The sequence below is a fragment of the Rhizobium johnstonii 3841 genome, from assembly GCF_000009265.1.
Classification (GTDB): Bacteria; Pseudomonadota; Alphaproteobacteria; order Rhizobiales; family Rhizobiaceae; genus Rhizobium; species Rhizobium acaciae.
The window spans coordinates 4,998,752-5,016,384 of record NC_008380.1; the positions used below are offsets into that span (position 1 = coordinate 4,998,752).

Sequence of the window (17,633 nt, forward strand, 5' to 3'; positions counted from 1 at the left end):
CCATAAGGCAGTGAAGGCGCGCTGCATGGTTCTGATCGCTGGCGACGCACTTCAATGGAAGTTGCGTCCGCGCGGCATCACCTCAGCGGTTTCCGTCGCGCCCGCATGGCGGCCTGTGGCAACCATCCGTTTTTCCAGCTCCGCCCTTTCCTGCACATTCGCAAGCTTTTTCTGCCGCTGATCGGCACCCGGCCTCAGCACCTCGTCTGCCCGCTCGCAGACGCCGAAACGCCGGGCCTCGCGTTGCAGGATACCGAGCGCCGGCGTCATGTCCTCGATATGCTCGACGACAGTATGGATCACCCCGCTCTGGCTTTGCAGCCTGCCGCGGACTTTTACCAGCCGGGCGCCCATCACGACCGACCGGTATTTGTCGAACATTTTCGACCAGACGATCACATTGGCCACGCCGGTCTCGTCTTCCAGCGTCATGAAGATCACGCCTTTGGCCGAACCCGGCCGCTGGCGCACCAGCACGAGGCCCGCGATCGTCACCCTCTGCCCGTTCGCGACCTTCAACAGATCGACACTGCGCGTCACGCCAGCCTTGCGCAATTCCTCGCGCAGGAAGGAGACGGGGTGCGCCTTCAGCGACAGTGAGAGATAACGATAATCCTCGATAACCTGCTCTCCCGGCAGCATTTCCGGCAGCTTCGCTACGGGCTCGGCCTGGAGGTCGACATGGCGGACCTGCTCGAAAAGCGGCAATTCCTCGGCCGCGCTCTTCACATCCAGCGCCCGCACCGCCCAGAGCGCCTCGCGTCGTGACAGTTTGAGGGATTGGAACGCATCGGCATCCGCCAGTCGCTCGATGACCGACTTCTGCAGACCGGACCGCAGCCAGAGATCCCGCACCGAGCTGTAGCCTTCGCCTCGATTATCGACGAGCCGTTCCATATCGTCTGTCGAGAGACCCTTGATCTGCCGGAAGCCGAGCCGCACCGCATGCCGGGTCTTGATGATCTCGCGCATCTCATGATGTCGAAAATCGACGGCATTCCGATCGAAAGCGGCCTCTTCCAGATCGCAATCCCAGTTCGATTCATTGATATCGACCGGCAGGATCTTTACTCCGTGCTCGCGTGCATCCCGGACCAGCTGCGCCGGCGCATAAAAGCCCATCGGCTGGGAATTCAGCATCGCCGCGCAGAAGATGTCGGGATAATAGGCCTTGAGCCATGAGGAGGCATAGACGAGCAGCGCGAAGGAAGCGGCATGGCTTTCTGGAAAACCATATTCACCGAAGCCCTTGATTTGCTTGAAACACTGTTCCGCGAATTCGCGGGCGTAGTTATTTTCGATCATCCCATCGACGAAACGCTTTTTAAAATTATCGATTGTGCCTGTTCTCTTGAATGTCGCCATCGACCGTCTGAGGCGATCGGCTTCCGCTGGCTTGAAGCCTGCTGCAGTGATGGCGATCTGCATGGCTTGCTCTTGGAACAGAGGAACTCCGAGAGTTCTCTTTAGGACATCTTTTAGTTCCGGACTCGGATATTCGATCGGAATGTTCTTGGCCCGCTGCTCCCGGCGCTTCAGATAGGGATGCACCATATCGCCCTGGATCGGGCCTGGCCGCACGATCGCCACCTCGATGACGAGATCGTAAAACACCTTCGGCTTGAGACGCGGCAGCATGCTCATCTGCGCCCGGCTTTCGATCTGGAAGACGCCGAGCGTATCGGCCCGGCCCATCATCTCGTAAACCGGCTCGCCTTCGTCTCCATGCTCCTTGTTGCCGAGATCTGCGAGCGTCTTCTTTACGTCGTAATGCAATTCAAGCAGCGAGAAGGCTTTTCGCAGGCAGGTCAGCATGCCGAGCGCCAGCACATCCACCTTGAGGATCTTGACGTTGTCGAGGTCGTCCTTGTCCCACTCGATCATGTAGCGATCCGGCATCGCCGTCTTCATGATCGGCACCACCTCGTCGAGCCTGTCCCGCGTAATAACAAAGCCGCCGACATGCTGGGTGAGGTGGCGCGGGAAGCCGAGAAGTTCGGAAGCATACTGAAGAACGTTTCGGGTCACCGGATCCTTGATGTCGAGTCCCGCCGCCTTTGCATCCCGTTCGGAGAGATTGTCCTCCGACCAACCCCAGACGAGGCTGCTGATCGCCGACTGGACATCCTCCGACAGCCCGAAGGCCTTGGAAACCTCGCGGCCGGCCGAGCGGGTGCGGTAGGTGGTCACGCCCGCCGTCAGCCCGGCATGTTCTCTTTTGTAGTTTTCGTAAATGAATTGAATGACCTCTTCACGCCGGTCATGCTCGAAATCGACATCGATATCCGGCGGTTCGTCGCGATCCATCGAAATGAAGCGATCGAAGAGCAGCGTGCTCTTTTCGGGATCGACTTCCGTTATTTCGAGGCAATAGCAGATGACCGAATTTGCCGCCGATCCGCGTCCCTGGCATAGGATATTAAGTTTATAGCGGGCGTGTTGGATGATCCTGTGAACTGTCAGGAAATAAGAGGCATATTTCTTCTTTTTAATGAGATCGAGTTCATAATCGATCTGTTGCGCCACCTTGGGCGGGATACCCTCGGGATAGCGTCTAGCGGCTCCCGCTCTCGTCAGCCTTTCGAGTGTCTCCTGCGGCGTTTCGCCGGGATCGTTTTCTGGCGGATAATTGTGCTCCAGTTCCTTCAGGGAGAAGATCAACCTGTCGAAAAATACCTGCGTATTCTCGACCGCATTAGGATAGTCCCGGAAGATCCGGGTCATTTCACGTGAATCCTTGAGGTAGCGCTCGGCATTCGGCGCCAGCAGAAATCCGGCTTGTGCTATCTGTACATGCTCCCGGATCGCGATCACGACATCCGAAAGCGGCCGGCGTTCAGGATGGTGGTAAAGCGGCTGGTTGGTTGCAATCAGCGGCACACGGTTTCGAGCGGCAAGCATGGCAAGCACTGCAAAGACCTGCCTGTCGCGGCCATCATAGGCTGGCGCCAGCGCCATATAAAAAGCCTTGCGGAAGCGTCTGCGAAACCGTTCCAGATAATCTTCCAGCGTCGACTGACCCGCCTGATGACCGGCAAGGGTGCGATCGGGAACGAGGGCAAGCATCATCTCGTCCCCCCATTTCATGAGTTCCGCTTCCGTCAGGATGCAGCTTCCCTTTACCGCTTCTTCCTTCAGATTGCCGGCGGTGAGAAGACGACAAAGGTTCGCCCAGCCCCGTCGATTGCATGGATAGGCGAGGATATCAGGCGTTCCATCGGAAAAGACGAGACGGGCGCCCGGCTGAATCCGGATAGGATCGAGGATCTCCGCCTCTTTTCCTTCCTTCTTCGCTTGGGCCATAATCTCATCCCTGTTCTTATATCTCTCCTCAAGCTGCTCCGCCTGCGCATGCGCCCGCACCACGCCGGCAACCGAATTCCGGTCCGCAATCCCGAGACCGCCGAGCCGGAGATGAGCAGCCTGTACGACCATCTCCTCCGGGCCGGAAGCGCCTTCAAGAAACGAGAAATTCGTCCTTGTGCCGATCTCGAAAAATGCAGGTTCGCTCTTCATGCAAACACACCGTGCATGAACCAGCGGGGATCGAGTTCCCGGCCATAAAAGCCCCGCCGATAGATCCAGAAGCGATGTCCGGTCTCGTCCTCGATGCGGAAATAGTCACGCGCCTCGGCATCACCCCCATCGATCCACCATTCCATGGCAATCCGTTCCGGCCCTTCGCTTCTTGCCACCTGATGCTGAATGCGCCGCCAGCGGAAGATCTGGGGCGGACCATCGGGCACTTCGGCAAGTATGGTCTCGACGGGCTCCGGCGTTGCAAAGAGTCGCAACGGGCGCTCTTCGCGGAAAGGAAGAGAGATGTCCTGCGCTGCCTTCCGCCTGGGAAGGCTCTCCATCACAGGAACCGTGATGACGGCGCGTTCCGGCACATGGCTCTCGCGGAGCTGGAAGCTTTGCAGGCAATCCGCACCAAGCCGGGCCGAGACCCGGTCGACGAAGGCCGATAGCGAGATCTCTCCCTGACGGTCGCCCTCGAAATCACCCTGCGCCTCGTTGAAGGGATCGTGCCGCAACACATTCAACCGCAGGATCTCGAAACCATAGCCGGCATCGAGATCGTCATAGACCGCCTGCAATCGCTCGGAAAAAAGTCCGGCGATGAACTTTGGTTCGCGAAGCGGCTGCGAAGCGCCGACGGAGATACGAAAGACCCTGCCGTCGACGCGGAACAGGACCAGTTCGAACACCCGCCCGCCAGCCCCCCGCGTCTCCAGCGACGGCTGCAGCGATAAGGCGACCTGCCTGGTGACGGCAAGGATCTGCTCTTCCGTCCCGATGGGCTCGATCAGCCGGCTTTCGGCCGAGAGGCTGGCAACAGGACGCCGGGGCGAGACCGGCTCCTCTTCACGTCCCAGCGCCTGGTCGAGACGCAGAAGCAGCTCCGGGCCGAACCGGCGGGTCAGCGGCGCTCGCGGTGCATCGATGACGTCGCCGATATATTTCAGACCGAGCTTCTTCAGGGCATCGACGGTTTGTCCCTCCAGCCGCAAGGCTGCAACCGGCAAGGACACCAGCACATGTTCCGTCTCTTCGTCCTCGATCACGCCGCCTTGCCCGAAGCGGGACGCGGCCCAGGAAAGGCCGGGCGACGATGAGATCGCGCCGCGGGCATCGAACCCCATATGAAAAAGCCGCGACAGCACATCCCTAAGAAGCGCCTTTTCACCGCCGAAAAGATGAGCGCAGCCGCTAATGTCGAGAAACAGGCCGTCCTTGCCGTCGAACGCCACCAGCGGCGTATAACGGTCGCACCAGTCGGCAATTGCCTCCAGCAACCGGCGGTCGGCCGTCGGATCCTCTTCCGCGACCTCGAGCATCGGGTACATGGCGCGCGCTTCGGCAACGCCCAGCTCCTTCTTCAGCCCCAGCCTTTCGGCCAACTCGTCCAGTGCCGTCAGCCGCATGGCATTGTTGAGCTTGCCGGAACAGACGATAGGCGGCGTCTCAGGACGCCCTTTCGAACGCCAGGAGAGACCCCATCGCTTGCGGGCGATGCGGTCCGTTGGCAGATGCGGGAAGCTGAGCGCCAGAATGCGCTGACTGTTCGCGTGGAGGACGAACGAGGTTTGGTTCGGCGACAGTGAGAAATTCGCGTTCATGGGGATTCCACTCCAGAAGAAAGGAGAGCGGGGCCGGATTTCGGCTCTTCTCCAGTGTGAGACGGAAAATCGGATTGCCGATGCTGCCGGAAAGTGTCGATCCATCCGGCAACGGCTGCAGAGCGGACGGGGCTGGTTCGACATGCAGACGCAAGGCCGCACTGCTTGCCTCCTCCGCTCCGGCCTGACGGACAAGAAAGAGCGGACGGCGGGCAGCATGCGCCCTGAGACTGAGCCGGCGGCTTTCGGTCAGGCCGAAGTGGGCGGGATTGCCCCGCACTTCGAAGATGACGGCTGAGAAGGCAGCGCTTTCCACCGCCACCTCCGCCAGCCAGAGCGCCTCATCCAGCTTACGCGGGGCGGCGTGGAGAAACCGCTCCGGGCTCAGACCGAAATCCCGAAGCCCGGGGGCATAGGGACGGCCGGCCTCGAGCGTGCCAACGGCATCGCCGATCCAAAGCAACGGCAGAAGGCGGCCGGCATCCGCCTCCCGTTTTTGCAGCCGCGCGGCAACAGCCATCGCCAGCCCGCTTGCAGCACCGGCATCGCGAGACAGAGCGGAACGGAATTCGGTGATCGCATCGAGCGGCAGGCCGCCTTCCAGCGCCCCGTCGAGAAACTCCACCCCAAACGGCAGGGGCGGCAGCGTGCGCTCCTGGCGGGTCTTACGTCCTTCCGCCAGGGCTTCCCGTTCCGCTGCGGCAAGCGCCGGCGCGGGCCTTCCCTCCAGTCTGGCGATGGTTTCGCGGAGCGCAAAAAGCCGCTCGCGCGCCAGGGCGTGCTGCGCCATGGCGTTCTCCGATCCGTCTTGTTCCTGTTATGTTCTTATAGATTCCAGAGAGCTAATGAAGAGTCAACGGCCATTTTCTATGAAAATATTCCTGCCTTTGATTCCGCACTCGAAAATCGGCGATAAAGGTTCTATATGGGCCCGCAAAGGAAGGAATATTCATGGCCCGCATAGACCAGAGCGATGATTGGCGGGACCGCCATGCGCCGACCATCAGCGCCTTCGAGTCGCTGGCGATGGAGGCCTACAGCCATCTCCCGGATGAATTCCGCCAGCTGACGACCAACCTCACGATCGAGATCGAAGATTTCCCCGATGACGACGTTTTCGAGGACATGGCACTGGAAACCCCTTTCGATCTGCTCGGCCTTTTCGAGGGCAGGGGCATTTCCGAACGTTTCACGGTGGAAACCGGCGAGATGCCGAACCGCATCCGCCTCTACCGCCGTCCCATTCTCGACTACTGGGCTGAGAACGACGAGACGCTCGGCGACATCATCACCCACGTCCTGATCCACGAGATCGGCCACCATTTCGGGCTGAGCGACGATGACATGGAGCGGATCGAGGCAAGCGCCGAGGAAGCCGCCGAACGATAGAGCGCCGCGCGTCCAAGGACGCGCTAAGGACGCTCTATCACTTTCAATCACGCATAATCCTTTCCGAAAATCGATTACGATTTTCGGGGTTATGCGCTAAAACCTCACTGCTCGGAGAGCTTCATATCGGGATCGTAATCCTTGCCTTCGACATGCTTGACGACGGCCTGGCCGCACTGCATCGCGCCGGTTGCGGCGTTGAAGGCATAGCTCGGCGAGCCCTCCAGCGACCAGCCCTTGTTGAGGGCGGCGGTGACCTTATGGCAGAAGGAAGCATCGTCGGGACCGGTCAGGAAGCGGTAGAGTTTCATCACATCGTCTTTCGTGCTGCAGCCTGGCGGGCTGCGATCAGGTGGGCTTTATGGACCAGACTTTCCGCCTGGACAAGATGCAGCCGCTCGACCATCCGCCCGCCTGCATTGATGACGTTCAGCCCATCGGAGGCGGGGTCGGCAAAGGCTGATATGATCGCCTCCGCTTCCGCAATCGCTGCCGGATCCGGGCCGAAATGGCGGTTGGCGGGCTCGATCTGCGCCGGATGGATCAGCATCTTGCCGGCAAAGCCCATGGCCCGGCCCTGCAGACATTCGGCATCGAAACCCTGTTCGTTCCTGAAATCGTTGAAGACGCTGTCGATCGCATCGAGCCCATAGGCACTGACCGCAAGGACGACCTGCATCAGCCACGGCACGAGATAGCTCCGCCCCGACTGCGGCAGCACGCCGGTCTCCTTGCGCAGGTCGTTGAGCCCGACGACGAGACAATCGAGCCGTGAGCCCGGCGTGCGCCCGGCTTCGGCGATAACAGCCGCATTGAGGATGCCGCGCGGTGTCTCGATCATCGCCCAGATGCGCAGATCTTCCGGTGCATCGGCCTCGGAGAGAAGGTCACTGAGCGCCATGACATCCTGCGGCTCGTCGACCTTCGGCAGCAGCACGGCATCGGGACAGAGCGCCGTCACCAGCTCCATGTCCGCCAAGCCGAAATCGGTGGACAGACTGTTGATGCGGATGATCCGCTCCTTGCCTTGGAGCGGCCGAGCCGAAAAGAAATTCCTCAGATTTTCCCGCGCTTCCGCCTTCTTTTCCGGCGCCACGGAATCCTCAAGATCGAAGATCACCGCATCGCAATCGACCGCATGGGTTTTTTCGAGGGCGCGGGGATTGATGGCAGGCACGCTCAGCACCGAACGGCGCAGGCGGATGGAGCGGGTCGTGGGGTTTCGGCTCATGGCGAATTAGTGCCAAGCTTTGAAAGCCGAAGCAAGCAGCCCACCCCAGAACCTCCCACAGAACAACAAAAAGCCATGCTTGCCTTGCAGAGAGGAAGGAGAAGGACCACATTCCTTTCCGAAGAAAGGTCTCTAACCATGCAGAACATTCGCTCCATCTTCCTCATGCTTGCCGGCGCCACCGTTTTCGTGGCCATGCTGCTTTTCACCTTCTCGGTGACGCTCGCCGTCGGCGGCATCCTGACCGTGCTCATGGTCGGACGCGCGCTTTCGATGAAGATGAAGCCCGCTCCGGTCCGCGCCAAGGCAAATAACGGTAAGCCGGAGATGCGTGTGTGGAACGACGGCCGCGGCACGATCATCGATCTCTGATCACCTTTTCGCTGAAAATTTGGTTCGCTGAAAAATTTCGGCCGACACTGTCGGATCACGCTTCCATGCTACGTCCTTGAAGCAGCCAGGCATTCAGCCGGCGCTCAAAAACGAATGGAGGACAAGCATGGATGCGACGACAGAGAGCAACCCGACCAAGATGCCACCGGTCAAGAACGGCCTGCTGCCCTATCTGACGGTCGGCGGCGCGGTGAAAGCTGCGGAATTCTACAAGAAGGCTTTCGGCGCCGAAGAGGCATATCTCGTGCCGGTCGACGAGAGCGGCAGAACGATGCATGTGCATCTCTACATCAACGGCAGTTCCCTGATGCTGTCGGACGCCTATCCCGAATACGGCCATCCCTTCAAAGGCCATGAAGGCTTTGCAATCCAGCTGGTGATCGATGATATCGACTTCTGGTGGGATCGCGCGGTTGCCGCCGGCGCCGAAGTCGTCATGCCGGTCGAACTGATGTTCTGGGGCGACCGCTATGGCCAGCTTCGTGATCCGTTCGGCGTCCTCTGGGGGTTGAACGCACCGTCCAAATAAGGGACAGGCGCAATCGGCGGACCGCGCGAAACGTCGCGTGGGCCGCCATCTGTGAAAGATTCTCCTTCATTTCGGCGAAAAACTGGACTAGATGCAAATTCAGGAAGTAGATTTGCTGAAATGGAGCATGGGTCATGGATAAATTCGTGAAGCTCACGGGCGTTGCAGCGCCCCTGCCGGTCGTCAACGTCGACACCGACATGATCATTCCGAAGGATTATCTGAAGACGATCAAGCGCACCGGCCTCGGCACCGGCCTCTTCGCGGAAGCCCGTTATAACGAAGACGGCTCAGAAAACCCGGATTTCGTGCTGAACAAGCCGGCCTATCGCGATGCCAAGATCCTCGTTGCCGGCGACAATTTCGGCTGCGGCTCCTCGCGCGAGCACGCGCCCTGGGCGCTTCTGGATTTCGGCATCCGCTGCGTTATTTCGACCAGCTTCGCCGATATTTTCTACAATAACTGTTTCAAGAACGGCATCCTGCCGATCAAGGTCAGCCAGGAAGATCTCGACAAGCTGATGGACGACGCCTCGCGCGGCTCCAACGCCATCCTGACCGTCGACCTCGAAAATCTCGAGATCACCGGCCCCGATGGTGGCTTGATCAAGTTCGATCTCGACGAGTTCAAGCGTCACTGCCTGCTGAACGGCCTCGACGATATCGGCCTGACACTGGAAAAGGGTAAGGCGATCGACAGCTTCGAAAAGAAGAACGCCGCTTCGCACCCCTGGGCCGCCTGAGCCCTTCCAATCGGCTACCGATCAAGCCGGGCTTACGCCCGGCTTTTTCTTTGGTGTGGGTCAAAGAAACTTTTCTTTCCAGGCCCTGAGTTTTTCGAGCGACACGCCGATGCCGCCGCAGACTTCGATAAGCGGATTGTCGAAGCGCTGAAGCAGACCGGCATGCACATCGGCAACCGCAAGGGCCGCGCCGCAAGCCGGCTCGACCAGAATGCGCTGCGCATCGGCAAATTTCAGGCAGGCGGCAACGGCATCGGCGTCGCTGACGACAACACTTTCGATCGGATGCTGCTGCGGCAGGTCGAAGACATGCTGCGCCACCTGCCGCGCCCCGAGCGAATTGGCAATCGAGGTAATGGCGGGAAGGGTGATACGCTCATTCGCCTTGAGGCTGGCATGGAGCGAAGCTGCCCCTTCCGTTTCGACGGCGATAACAGGCACATCGGAAAGCCCGTTGCGCTTCAACCCCTCGACGATGCCGGCAAGCAGCCCGCCGCCGCCGACGCTGGTGACCACGCAATCGAATTTTGCCCCTTTCGCCACCACCTCGTCAATCAGCGTGGCATGGCCATCCCACAGAAGCGGATGGTCGAAGGGGTGCACATAGGTTGCCTTGCGGCTCCGGGCGAGCTCGACCGCATGGGCATTGGCCTCATCAAAAACCGAACCATGAACGAGGACATTCGCGCCCGTTGCGGCAATCGTCTGGCGTACGTCGGCCGCCGTCGTATCCGGCACGACGATCGTGACCGGCACCCCGAGTGCCCGGCCGGCATAAGCGGCCGCAATGCCGGCATTGCCGCCGGAAGCGCAGAAGATTTCGCGCGCCCCATTTTCCACCTCGTGCTGGCAAAGCCGGCCAACGCCGCGCAGCTTGAAGCTGCCGGAAGGCTGCAGCGCATCAAGCTTCAGCCAGAGCGGCTTGCCGCTGGCGCTGTAGCCAGGTGCCGTCTGGAGCAAGGGCGTGTCGAGGTGGAGAGGCGCGAAAGGCATGGGAACCATCCAGGATAAAGATAGGGTCACCGTTCTAATTCGTTTGTGGACGCAGGAGCAACCGTCGCGGCTCGGAGCGAAGCGTACCGATTCACCGCTTCTGTCGCTTGAAATGCCCATTTCCGGGGTCTAAGAAACCGCAACTTGTTTTTCCCAGGAGGGTTTCATGACAGCACGCAATCTTTTCCTGCTGCCGGGTGACGGCATCGGTCCAGAGGCCATGGGCGAGGTCCGCAAAATCATCGCCTATATGAACGAGGCGATGAATGCCGGTTTCGTCACCGACGAAGGCCTTGTCGGCGGCTGCGCCTATGATGCACATGGCGCTGCCATCTCGGAAGCCGACATGCAGAAGGCGCTTGCCGCCGATGCCGTTCTGTTCGGCGCCGTCGGTGGCCCGAAATGGGATAGCGTGCCTTACGAAGTGCGCCCGGAAGCCGGTCTGCTCCGCCTGCGCAAGGATCTGCAGCTCTTCGCAAACCTGCGCCCCGCCATCTGCTATCCGGCCCTTGCTGCGGCCTCGTCGCTGAAGCCGGAGCTGGTCGAAGGCCTCGATATCCTGATCATCCGCGAGCTGACGGGCGGCGTCTATTTCGGCGAGCCGAAGGAAATCATCGACCTCGGCAATGGCCAGAAGCGCGGCATCGACACGCAGGTTTACGATACCTACGAGATCGAGCGCATCGCCGGCGTCGCCTTCGAAATGGCCCGCACGCGGCAGAACCGCGTCTGCTCCATGGAAAAGCGCAACGTCATGAAGTCGGGCGTGCTCTGGAACCAGGTGGTAACCGAGACGCACAAGGCGAAATATTCCGACGTCCAGCTCGAACACATGCTGGCCGATGCCGGCGGCATGCAGCTGGTGCGCCAGCCGAAGCAGTTCGACGTCATCGTCACCGACAACCTCTTCGGTGATATGCTCTCCGACGTTGCCGCCATGCTGACCGGGTCCCTCGGCATGCTGCCTTCGGCCTCGCTCGGCGCGCCCGACGGCAAGACCGGCAAGCGCAAGGCGCTCTACGAGCCTGTGCACGGTTCGGCGCCTGACATCGCCGGCAAGGGCATCGCCAATCCGATCGCCATGATCGCCTCCTTTGCCATGTGCCTGCGTTACTCCTTCAATCTGGTGAAGGAAGCCGACGATCTGGAAAAGGCGATCGCCAACGTGCTCGACAAGGGTATCCGCACCGGCGACATCATGGCCGATGGCGCAAGGCAGGTCGGTACCGTCGAGATGGGCGATGCGATCCTCGCCGAGTTCAAGACGCTTTCCGCCTGATATTTCACGTGAAACAGTTCTGGCCCTTCGCATGCCGCATGTGGAGGGCTTTTTCTTAGGAGTGCGAGCAGCACCGGCTTGGTCGAATTATCCCAAACGGACTATTCTCGGCCACAATCTCGTGTATTTTTGCGCCGGATTTTAACGAGCGCATAATCCCGCAATCGGAAGCAACTTTCGACATAGGATCATGCGTCAATTCAAAGAAATAGAGCGTCCTTAGCGTGTCCTGTTGGACGCGCGGGGGCTCCGGGACAAATTCGAACGGACGACGAAATGCGGGCATTTTGGGCTTCCCTGGACAGGCGCTGGCGCCGGAGCGGCGTCGGCATGCCGCCTTTGCGCTGGCAGGCCTGCCTCTTCGTTACGCTCAATGCCGTGATTCTTTCCATGCTGCTCTTCGACGCACCGATCGGTGCCAGCAAAGCTCCCGCGCCGGTGAAACACCTCGGCGAGTTGCTGACCGGTTTCGGCGATTCCGCTTGGCTGATCTACACCAGCATCCTGCTGTTCTTTCAGGGCAGGGCCGGTTACAAGCTATTGAAGACGGCGCGCTCCAAGGCACAGGCGCTCTATGTCAGCTGGATCGGCGCTTATCTTTTCTTCACGGTCGTCTTCTCAGGACTTCTCGCCAATCTGCTGAAGCGTGCGATCGGCAGGGCGCGTCCCGATCATTTCCACGACTACGGCATGTTTTCCTTCGCGCCCTTTTCGGGCCATTCCGCTTTCGAAAGTTTCCCGTCCGGCCATTCCACCACGGTCGGCGCCTTCTTCGCCGCCTTCGCCCTGCTGTTTCCACGCTACCGCGTTGCCTTCATCGCCTGCGCCATCTGGCTCGGCATGACGCGTGTCATGGTCGGCGCCCATTATCCGAGCGACGTCATCGCCGGCCTTGCCTTCGGCGCCTGGTTCTCGCTGCTGACGGCGATCGTCTTTGCCCGCTGCGGCCTGCTCTTCAAGCTCGCACCGGATGGTTGGCCGCTCGCCAAGCGTCTGTTCCGCACTGCATAATTCCTTAAATCGGAATCGATTTAAGGAATTATGCAGCAATTCAAAATGTTACAGCGTCCTTTGCGCGTCCGAAAAGACGCGCGGCGCTGTAATATGGAAAAGCCCGGCGCCTTGTGAGCGCCGGGCCTTTTTTCTCAAGCGAGGATTGGCCTCAATCCAGCGCTCAATCCATGGCGTGGATATCCCTGTTCTTCGTTTCCGGCAGGAAGATCAGGCCGATCACCAGCGTGATCGTCGCAAAGACGATCGGATACCAGAGACCGTAGTAGATATCGCCCGCGGCAGCGCTCATCGCGAAGGCCGTCGCCGGCAGCAGGCCGCCGAACCAGCCGTTGCCGATGTGATAGGGCAGCGACATACCGGTATAGCGGATGCGGGTCGGGAAGAGCTCGACCAGCAGAGCGGCGATCGGGCCGTAGACCATCGTCACATAGAGGACGAGGACGAACAGCACGGCGATCGTGCCGATCCAGTTGACGCGGGCGGGATCGGCGGTCATGGCGAAAGTGCCGCCATTGGCGATGTTGTAGACCGCCATGTCGGTGACGCCATTGGTCTCATCCGCCGTCAGCAGCTTGCCTTCGACCAACTTGGCTGCCGGCATGGTTTCCTTCTCGCCGGCGCGTACGGTATCGGCGTTGAGCGCCAGTTCAGGATTGGCGGCGATGAAGGCATCGAGCTTGGAATCCGCCACCTTGGTGACACCGCGCTTCAGCGGATAGCCAGCGTCTTGAAGCGCAATGTTCACGCTTTTTTCGAAGGCTGCAGTCATGCCCTTGGCCTTGTCGCCGGCGGCAGCGACGTCGAAGCTCGGGATCGTCGCATTGCCAACCTTCACCGTTGCCGGCTGTCCGGCGGTACCGGGCACGACGTCGTAAGGCACCGAGTTCCTGGTCAGGAATGCCGTCGCCACGTCGCAAGAACTGGTGAACTTCGCCGTCCCGGTCGGGTTGAACTGGAACCTGCAATCCGCCGGATCAGCTGTAACCGTTGCCCGAATCGAAGCCTGCGCTTCGGCAAGCGCCGGGTTCGCCGTCCAGGTCATCGCCTTGAACAGCGGATGATAGGTCACTGCCGCAATGAGAAGGCCTGCCATGATGATCGGCTTGCGGCCGATCTTGTCGGAGAGGCCGCCGAAGATGACGAAGAACGGCGTGCCGAGGAGAAGTGCGATGGCGACCATCACATTGGCCGAGAACAGGTCCACCTTCAGCACGTTCTGCAGGAAGAACAGTGCATAGAACTGGCCGCCGTACCAGACGACCGCTTGGCCCATGGTGGCGCCGAGCAGCGCGATGATCGCAATCTTGGCATTTTTCCAAGTTCCGAAGGCCTCGGTCAGCGGCGCCTTGGAGCCCTTGCCTTCCGCCTTCATGCGCTGGAACGCCGGCGATTCGTTCATCTTCAGGCGGATCCAGACGGAAATGCCGAGCAGGACGACCGAGACCAGGAACGGAATGCGCCAGCCCCAGGCGGCGAACTCAGCCGCACCCATCAGATATTGAACGAAGACGATGACGATCAGCGACAGGAACAGGCCGAGCGTCGCCGTCGTCTGGATCCACGAGGTGAAGTAGCCGCGGCGCCCGTTCGGCGCATGTTCGGCGACATAGGTTGCCGCACCGCCATATTCACCGCCCAGCGCCAGACCCTGGAGCAGGCGAAGCCCAATCAGGATGATCGGGGCTGCGATGCCGATGGTGGCGGCACCGGGCAGGATGCCGACGAGGAAGGTCGACAGGCCCATGATCATGATCGTCATCAGGAAGGTGTATTTACGGCCGACGAGATCGCCGAGACGGCCGAACACCAGCGCGCCGAACGGACGGACCAAGAAGCCGGCAGCAAAGGCGAGCAGCGTGAAGATGTTACGTGTTGCCTCGGGATATTGGGTGAAATAGGTCGCGCCGATATAGGTGGCGAGCGAACCATAGAGATAGAAATCATACCATTCGAAAACGGTGCCGAGCGAAGAGGCGAAGATGACCTTCTTCTCCTCGCCGGTCATCGGACCGGCCTTCGCGCCGTCGATGCTTGCGACATTTGCCATTGTCTGTCCTCCACAGAGTGATGATCAACGCGCGCGGCCTACTTCTCCTCAAAGCATACCCCTGGCCGCGACACGCCTGACGGGAGTGTGCCAGAAACGACAGATCAAAAAGAGAGAGGCTTTCGGATTATGACTTTAGTCTAATGGCTCCACGCTTTGTCATGCACATTAAGCTCTCCACCGCCCGTGACGATAAAGCTGCCGGAAGTTTGGAAGAAGGTTTCACAGCGGATTGTGATGTGGATCCGTTATGCTCTTAGCGCCTGCGCCGGCGATTGCCGGTAGGCGAGCACTGCCGGCAGCGCTGCGAGAATTGTGGCAAAGGCAAGCAGCACCGCCGCAAGCCCGGCGTCTTCACGGGCGAAGCCGACCGGCATGGTGATCCCGCTCGTCTGCGAGAACATACCGGACAAGATGAGGGCCGCGGCATAACCGAGCGCGAATCCGAGTGCGATGCCGACCGCCAACAGGAAAAAGAATTCCAGCCAGACGATGCCGAAAATCGCGCCGCGCGGGGCGCCAAAGGCCCTGAGTGCGCCGATCTGACGGCGGCGCTGGCCGATATGGATGACCGTGACCAGTACCAGCGAGGCTGCGACGAGAGCTTGCGCGCCGGAGGCGACCGCAACGAGGATCTGTTTGGCGTCGCCGAGCGTGGCGTAGAGATTGGTCAGCACCTCACCGGGAAAGACAGCGACGGTATTGCCGCTGCGATAATCCTGCCGCAGCTTGTAGGCATCGGCGATCGTCTTCGGCTTAACCAGAATGGCGGGAAGGCCGGGAGCGGCCGCAGTCCAGCTCTCATCAAGCGCGGCATCCGGATCGGCCTCGCCGTGATGCTCATGCCCATCGTGATCAGCGCCGGCTTTCTCATGCGCATGACCATGTTCAGCGTTATCCGTTCCGGACGCTTCATGCTCGTGCTCGCCGTCCTCCGAATGTTCCTCCGCCTCCATGCCATGGATGTGCCAGACGCCTTGGATCGGAACGAGGATCGCCCGGTCCCAGGCGGTGCCGGTCGGTCGCAAACGGCCGGCGATATGATAGACGAGCTCGGTATGGGTCTCTCCGCCCTCTTCCAGCGACCCGTGCATCGGCTTGATCTCACCGCCGAGCGACAGCTTGACAGCCGCGCCGATCACGGCTTCGCCCTCGCGTACGAAAATCTTGCCCTCGGTTAAGCCGCCGGACAGGTTCTGCGCCAGCATGGTGCTCGTGCCGACGATCGGATAGCCGGAGAAGGAATCGCCGAAGCCGATCGGAGCTGCCCAATCGACACGCGGATCCGCAGCGAGCCTGGCCAGCACCTCGCCTGACATCAGCGGCAAAGGCGAGGGCTGCAGGAAGACGGAGGACAGGACGAGTTGCGTCTCGCTGCCGCCGGCGCCGATGACGAGATCGAACCTGTCGGCGGCGCGCGCGCTGCCGAGACGAAGCGCCCGCTCCTGCAGGACGACGGAAACGCCGAGAGCGGTCGCAAGCGCCACCAGCAAGACGACCACCAGCGATCCCATCCAGAGACGACGAAGATCGGCAAGGATGAAGCGGATCATGCGGCCTCCCCGGCAGCAGTGGAATCTTCGCTGATCCGGCCGGACCGGAAGGTGATGCGCCGGTCGAGACGGCCGGTGAGGCGCTGATCGTGCGAAACGACGATCAGCGTGCTGCCTTCGGCACTCGCGAGATCGAGGATGAGATCGCCGACCGCCTCGCCGCTTTCCGCATCGAGGCTCGCGGTCGGCTCGTCGGCAATGATGACGCCGGGCTTGCGCAGCAATGCGCGGGCGATTGCCACCCGCTGCATCTCGCCGCGCGACATGGTTTCGATCTTCTGGCCAAGGCGGGAAAGCCCGACCGTGCTCAAAAGCCCGTACGCCCGCTCGATGACGGCAGCCGTGGCGGCGCCGGCAAGGCGTGCCGGCAGCAGCACATTTTCCAGCGCCGAGAGACCGGGGAAGAGGTGGAATTCCTGCATGACGAGACCGACATTGGCAGCGCGGAAACGGTCGCGCCGGCTTTCGGAAAACGCCGCGATATCTTCGCCGTTCCAGCGGATACGGCCTTCGCCTGTCCGCTCCAGCCCAGTCACGATATTGACGAAGGTGCTCTTGCCCGAGCCGGAAGCGCCTGTGATGGCGACCCTGCTGCCGGCATCGATCGACAGGCGGCCAATCGCCAGAGCCGGCGAGGAGAGACCCGGAAACGTAACAGTCAGATTTTCGATGTCGAGAGCGAGCATATCGGTTCAGACGGCAAAATATTCGGCCTGGCGGATGCGCAACAGGCTGACGAAGCCGGTTTCCGGATCCGTCCATGAACCGTATTCCAGCGTGCCGCGCACTTCGATCGTCTGGCGCGGCTGCACGAAAGTCTGCTTCTCCAGAAGATAGACGACGACGATATTATCGGGCCAGTCCGCATCCGAGGAGCAGAAGGGGCAGAGCGACATCGGCACTTCGGTGAGCACGAAGAACTGGGCTTCGGCCTTCAGCGGTGGCGCCATGAAGCCCTTCATGTTGATTTCCTGGCCGGCGAGACGCTTCACCTTGTCGGAGAATTCGAGGCCGAGTACGCCGAACTTGCCGTAAAGCTCATCGAAGCTGATCGAGGAATCCGCAGCAAAACTCGGGCGAGCAACTGCGGCGAAGGCCATCGAACCGATGGCGCCGATGAGGCCGCGGCGGCTGAGATGCAGCGAAGGGAGCTTTTCCATGGCGATCTCCAAGAATGAGGTCCCGGCCGCTGAACGGCCGGGACCATGATCGATGAAAGAGGCAAGGCCGGCGAGCGGCCTGGCCGGATGAGCATGATGCCGAAAAGTGTGCGCGCTTTTCGGACGACATCATGCTCTATTTCTTTGATTTAGATGCGGATTCAGATTTTAGGCCGATC

At 60.6% G+C, this 17,633-nt stretch carries 16 protein-coding genes; 6 read left to right on the forward strand and 10 right to left on the reverse strand.

From position 1 onward, the window contains the following. Window positions 1-51: 51 nt before the first annotated feature. Genes RL_RS24170 through RL_RS40675 form a run of 3 tightly spaced genes read right to left on the reverse strand, consistent with a single transcriptional unit; the run spans window position 52 to window position 5,913 of the window. On the reverse strand, window positions 52-3,516 hold the full coding sequence (locus tag RL_RS24170; protein WP_011654032.1) for an error-prone DNA polymerase: 3,465 nt from the start codon (window positions 3,514-3,516) through the stop codon (window positions 52-54). Next, the gene (locus tag RL_RS24175) at window positions 3,513-5,057 is read right to left on the reverse strand and encodes a Y-family DNA polymerase (RefSeq protein WP_267970724.1); all 1,545 of its coding nucleotides are present in this window, start codon (window positions 5,055-5,057) and stop codon (window positions 3,513-3,515) included. The genes RL_RS24170 and RL_RS24175 overlap by 4 nt, the downstream gene beginning before the upstream one ends. Then, window positions 4,969-5,913: an ImuA family protein gene (locus tag RL_RS40675; protein ID WP_011654034.1), complete on the reverse strand. Its 945-nt coding sequence runs from the start codon at window positions 5,911-5,913 to the stop codon at window positions 4,969-4,971. The genes RL_RS24175 and RL_RS40675 overlap by 89 nt, the downstream gene beginning before the upstream one ends. A 161-nt stretch (window positions 5,914-6,074) precedes the next feature. On the opposite strand from RL_RS40675, the gene RL_RS24185 reads away from it, so the two are divergent. Then, entirely contained in the window at window positions 6,075-6,512 is a 438-nt protein-coding gene (locus RL_RS24185; RefSeq protein ID WP_003543974.1) for a metallopeptidase family protein, read from the forward strand. 104 nt (window positions 6,513-6,616) lie between these two features. Here the strand turns inward: RL_RS24185 and RL_RS24190 are convergent, their stop codons facing one another. Both RL_RS24190 and RL_RS24195 read right to left on the reverse strand, forming a co-directional pair. Beyond that, the gene (locus RL_RS24190) at window positions 6,617-6,823 is read right to left on the reverse strand and encodes a DUF1737 domain-containing protein (RefSeq protein ID WP_011654035.1); all 207 of its coding nucleotides are present in this window, start codon (window positions 6,821-6,823) and stop codon (window positions 6,617-6,619) included. Beyond that, a complete protein-coding gene (locus RL_RS24195) occupies window positions 6,823-7,743 on the reverse strand; it encodes an HpcH/HpaI aldolase/citrate lyase family protein (protein WP_011654036.1) in 921 nt (306 codons plus the stop codon). Before RL_RS24195 ends, RL_RS24190 begins: the two co-directional genes overlap by 1 nt. A gap of 138 nt (window positions 7,744-7,881) precedes the next feature. Between RL_RS24195 and RL_RS24200 the strand changes: the two genes are divergently transcribed. The 3 genes from RL_RS24200 to leuD all read left to right on the forward strand — a co-directional run bounded on the left by RL_RS24200 (window position 7,882) and on the right by leuD (window position 9,408). Next, window positions 7,882-8,115, forward strand: coding sequence for a hypothetical protein (locus tag RL_RS24200; RefSeq protein ID WP_003543980.1), 234 nt, complete (start codon window positions 7,882-7,884; stop codon window positions 8,113-8,115). Window positions 8,116-8,242: 127 nt separating this feature from the next. Further along, window positions 8,243-8,665, forward strand: a complete 423-nt coding sequence (locus RL_RS24205; protein ID WP_011654037.1) for a VOC family protein — start codon at window positions 8,243-8,245, stop codon at window positions 8,663-8,665. 134 nt (window positions 8,666-8,799) lie between these two features. Next, a complete protein-coding gene (leuD, locus tag RL_RS24210; protein ID WP_003543984.1) occupies window positions 8,800-9,408 on the forward strand; it encodes a 3-isopropylmalate dehydratase small subunit in 609 nt (202 codons plus the stop codon). Window positions 9,409-9,468: 60 nt separating this feature from the next. Here the strand turns inward: leuD and RL_RS24215 are convergent, their stop codons facing one another. Beyond that, window positions 9,469-10,401 carry a pyridoxal-phosphate dependent enzyme gene (locus RL_RS24215; RefSeq protein WP_028742675.1) on the reverse strand — a complete coding sequence of 311 codons (933 nt, stop codon included), beginning with the start codon at window positions 10,399-10,401 and terminating at the stop codon, window positions 9,469-9,471. A 166-nt stretch (window positions 10,402-10,567) separates the two neighbouring features. Here RL_RS24215 and leuB point away from each other — a divergent pair, with 166 nt between their 5' ends. Further along, window positions 10,568-11,680 carry a 3-isopropylmalate dehydrogenase gene (gene leuB, locus RL_RS24220; RefSeq protein ID WP_003543987.1) on the forward strand — a complete coding sequence of 371 codons (1,113 nt, stop codon included), beginning with the start codon at window positions 10,568-10,570 and terminating at the stop codon, window positions 11,678-11,680. Window positions 11,681-11,956: 276 nt separating this feature from the next. Next, window positions 11,957-12,691: a lipid A 1-phosphatase LpxE gene (gene lpxE / locus RL_RS24225; protein ID WP_011654039.1), complete on the forward strand. Its 735-nt coding sequence runs from the start codon at window positions 11,957-11,959 to the stop codon at window positions 12,689-12,691. Window positions 12,692-12,854: 163 nt separating this feature from the next. Here lpxE and RL_RS24230 read toward each other — a convergent pair whose 3' ends face one another. The 4 genes from RL_RS24230 to RL_RS24245 form a co-directional block, all read right to left on the reverse strand. Then, the gene (locus RL_RS24230; protein ID WP_011654040.1) at window positions 12,855-14,741 is read right to left on the reverse strand and encodes an MFS transporter; all 1,887 of its coding nucleotides are present in this window, start codon (window positions 14,739-14,741) and stop codon (window positions 12,855-12,857) included. Between the two features lie 248 nt (window positions 14,742-14,989). Continuing rightward, window positions 14,990-16,294: an FtsX-like permease family protein gene (locus tag RL_RS24235; RefSeq protein WP_011654041.1), complete on the reverse strand. Its 1,305-nt coding sequence runs from the start codon at window positions 16,292-16,294 to the stop codon at window positions 14,990-14,992. Continuing rightward, window positions 16,291-16,980, reverse strand: a complete 690-nt coding sequence (locus tag RL_RS24240; protein WP_011654042.1) for an ABC transporter ATP-binding protein — start codon at window positions 16,978-16,980, stop codon at window positions 16,291-16,293. Before RL_RS24240 ends, RL_RS24235 begins: the two co-directional genes overlap by 4 nt. Before the next feature lie 6 nt (window positions 16,981-16,986). After that, window positions 16,987-17,454 carry a hypothetical protein gene (locus RL_RS24245; RefSeq protein ID WP_028742676.1) on the reverse strand — a complete coding sequence of 156 codons (468 nt, stop codon included), beginning with the start codon at window positions 17,452-17,454 and terminating at the stop codon, window positions 16,987-16,989. Window positions 17,455-17,633: the final 179 nt, after the last annotated feature.

What these genes read in the sequence shown, in the direction of transcription:
- leuB (WP_003543987.1), top strand. Translation starts at nt 10,568, where the DNA reads ATGACAGCACGCAATCTTTTCCTGCTGCCGGGTGACGGCATCGGTCCA.
- RL_RS24205 (WP_011654037.1), top strand. Translation starts at nt 8,243, where the DNA reads ATGGATGCGACGACAGAGAGCAACCCGACCAAGATGCCACCGGTCAAG.
- RL_RS24170 (WP_011654032.1), bottom strand. Translation starts at nt 3,516, where the DNA reads ATGAAGAGCGAACCTGCATTTTTCGAGATCGGCACAAGGACGAATTTC.
- RL_RS40675 (WP_011654034.1), bottom strand. Translation starts at nt 5,913, where the DNA reads ATGGCGCAGCACGCCCTGGCGCGCGAGCGGCTTTTTGCGCTCCGCGAA.
- RL_RS24190 (WP_011654035.1), bottom strand. Translation starts at nt 6,823, where the DNA reads ATGAAACTCTACCGCTTCCTGACCGGTCCCGACGATGCTTCCTTCTGC.
- leuD (WP_003543984.1), top strand. Translation starts at nt 8,800, where the DNA reads ATGGATAAATTCGTGAAGCTCACGGGCGTTGCAGCGCCCCTGCCGGTC.
- RL_RS24215 (WP_028742675.1), bottom strand. Translation starts at nt 10,401, where the DNA reads ATGCCTTTCGCGCCTCTCCACCTCGACACGCCCTTGCTCCAGACGGCA.
- RL_RS24200 (WP_003543980.1), top strand. Translation starts at nt 7,882, where the DNA reads ATGCAGAACATTCGCTCCATCTTCCTCATGCTTGCCGGCGCCACCGTT.
- RL_RS24230 (WP_011654040.1), bottom strand. Translation starts at nt 14,741, where the DNA reads ATGGCAAATGTCGCAAGCATCGACGGCGCGAAGGCCGGTCCGATGACC.
- RL_RS24195 (WP_011654036.1), bottom strand. Translation starts at nt 7,743, where the DNA reads ATGAGCCGAAACCCCACGACCCGCTCCATCCGCCTGCGCCGTTCGGTG.
- RL_RS24240 (WP_011654042.1), bottom strand. Translation starts at nt 16,980, where the DNA reads ATGCTCGCTCTCGACATCGAAAATCTGACTGTTACGTTTCCGGGTCTC.
- RL_RS24245 (WP_028742676.1), bottom strand. Translation starts at nt 17,454, where the DNA reads ATGGAAAAGCTCCCTTCGCTGCATCTCAGCCGCCGCGGCCTCATCGGC.
- RL_RS24235 (WP_011654041.1), bottom strand. Translation starts at nt 16,294, where the DNA reads ATGATCCGCTTCATCCTTGCCGATCTTCGTCGTCTCTGGATGGGATCG.
- RL_RS24185 (WP_003543974.1), top strand. Translation starts at nt 6,075, where the DNA reads ATGGCCCGCATAGACCAGAGCGATGATTGGCGGGACCGCCATGCGCCG.
- lpxE (WP_011654039.1), top strand. Translation starts at nt 11,957, where the DNA reads ATGCGGGCATTTTGGGCTTCCCTGGACAGGCGCTGGCGCCGGAGCGGC.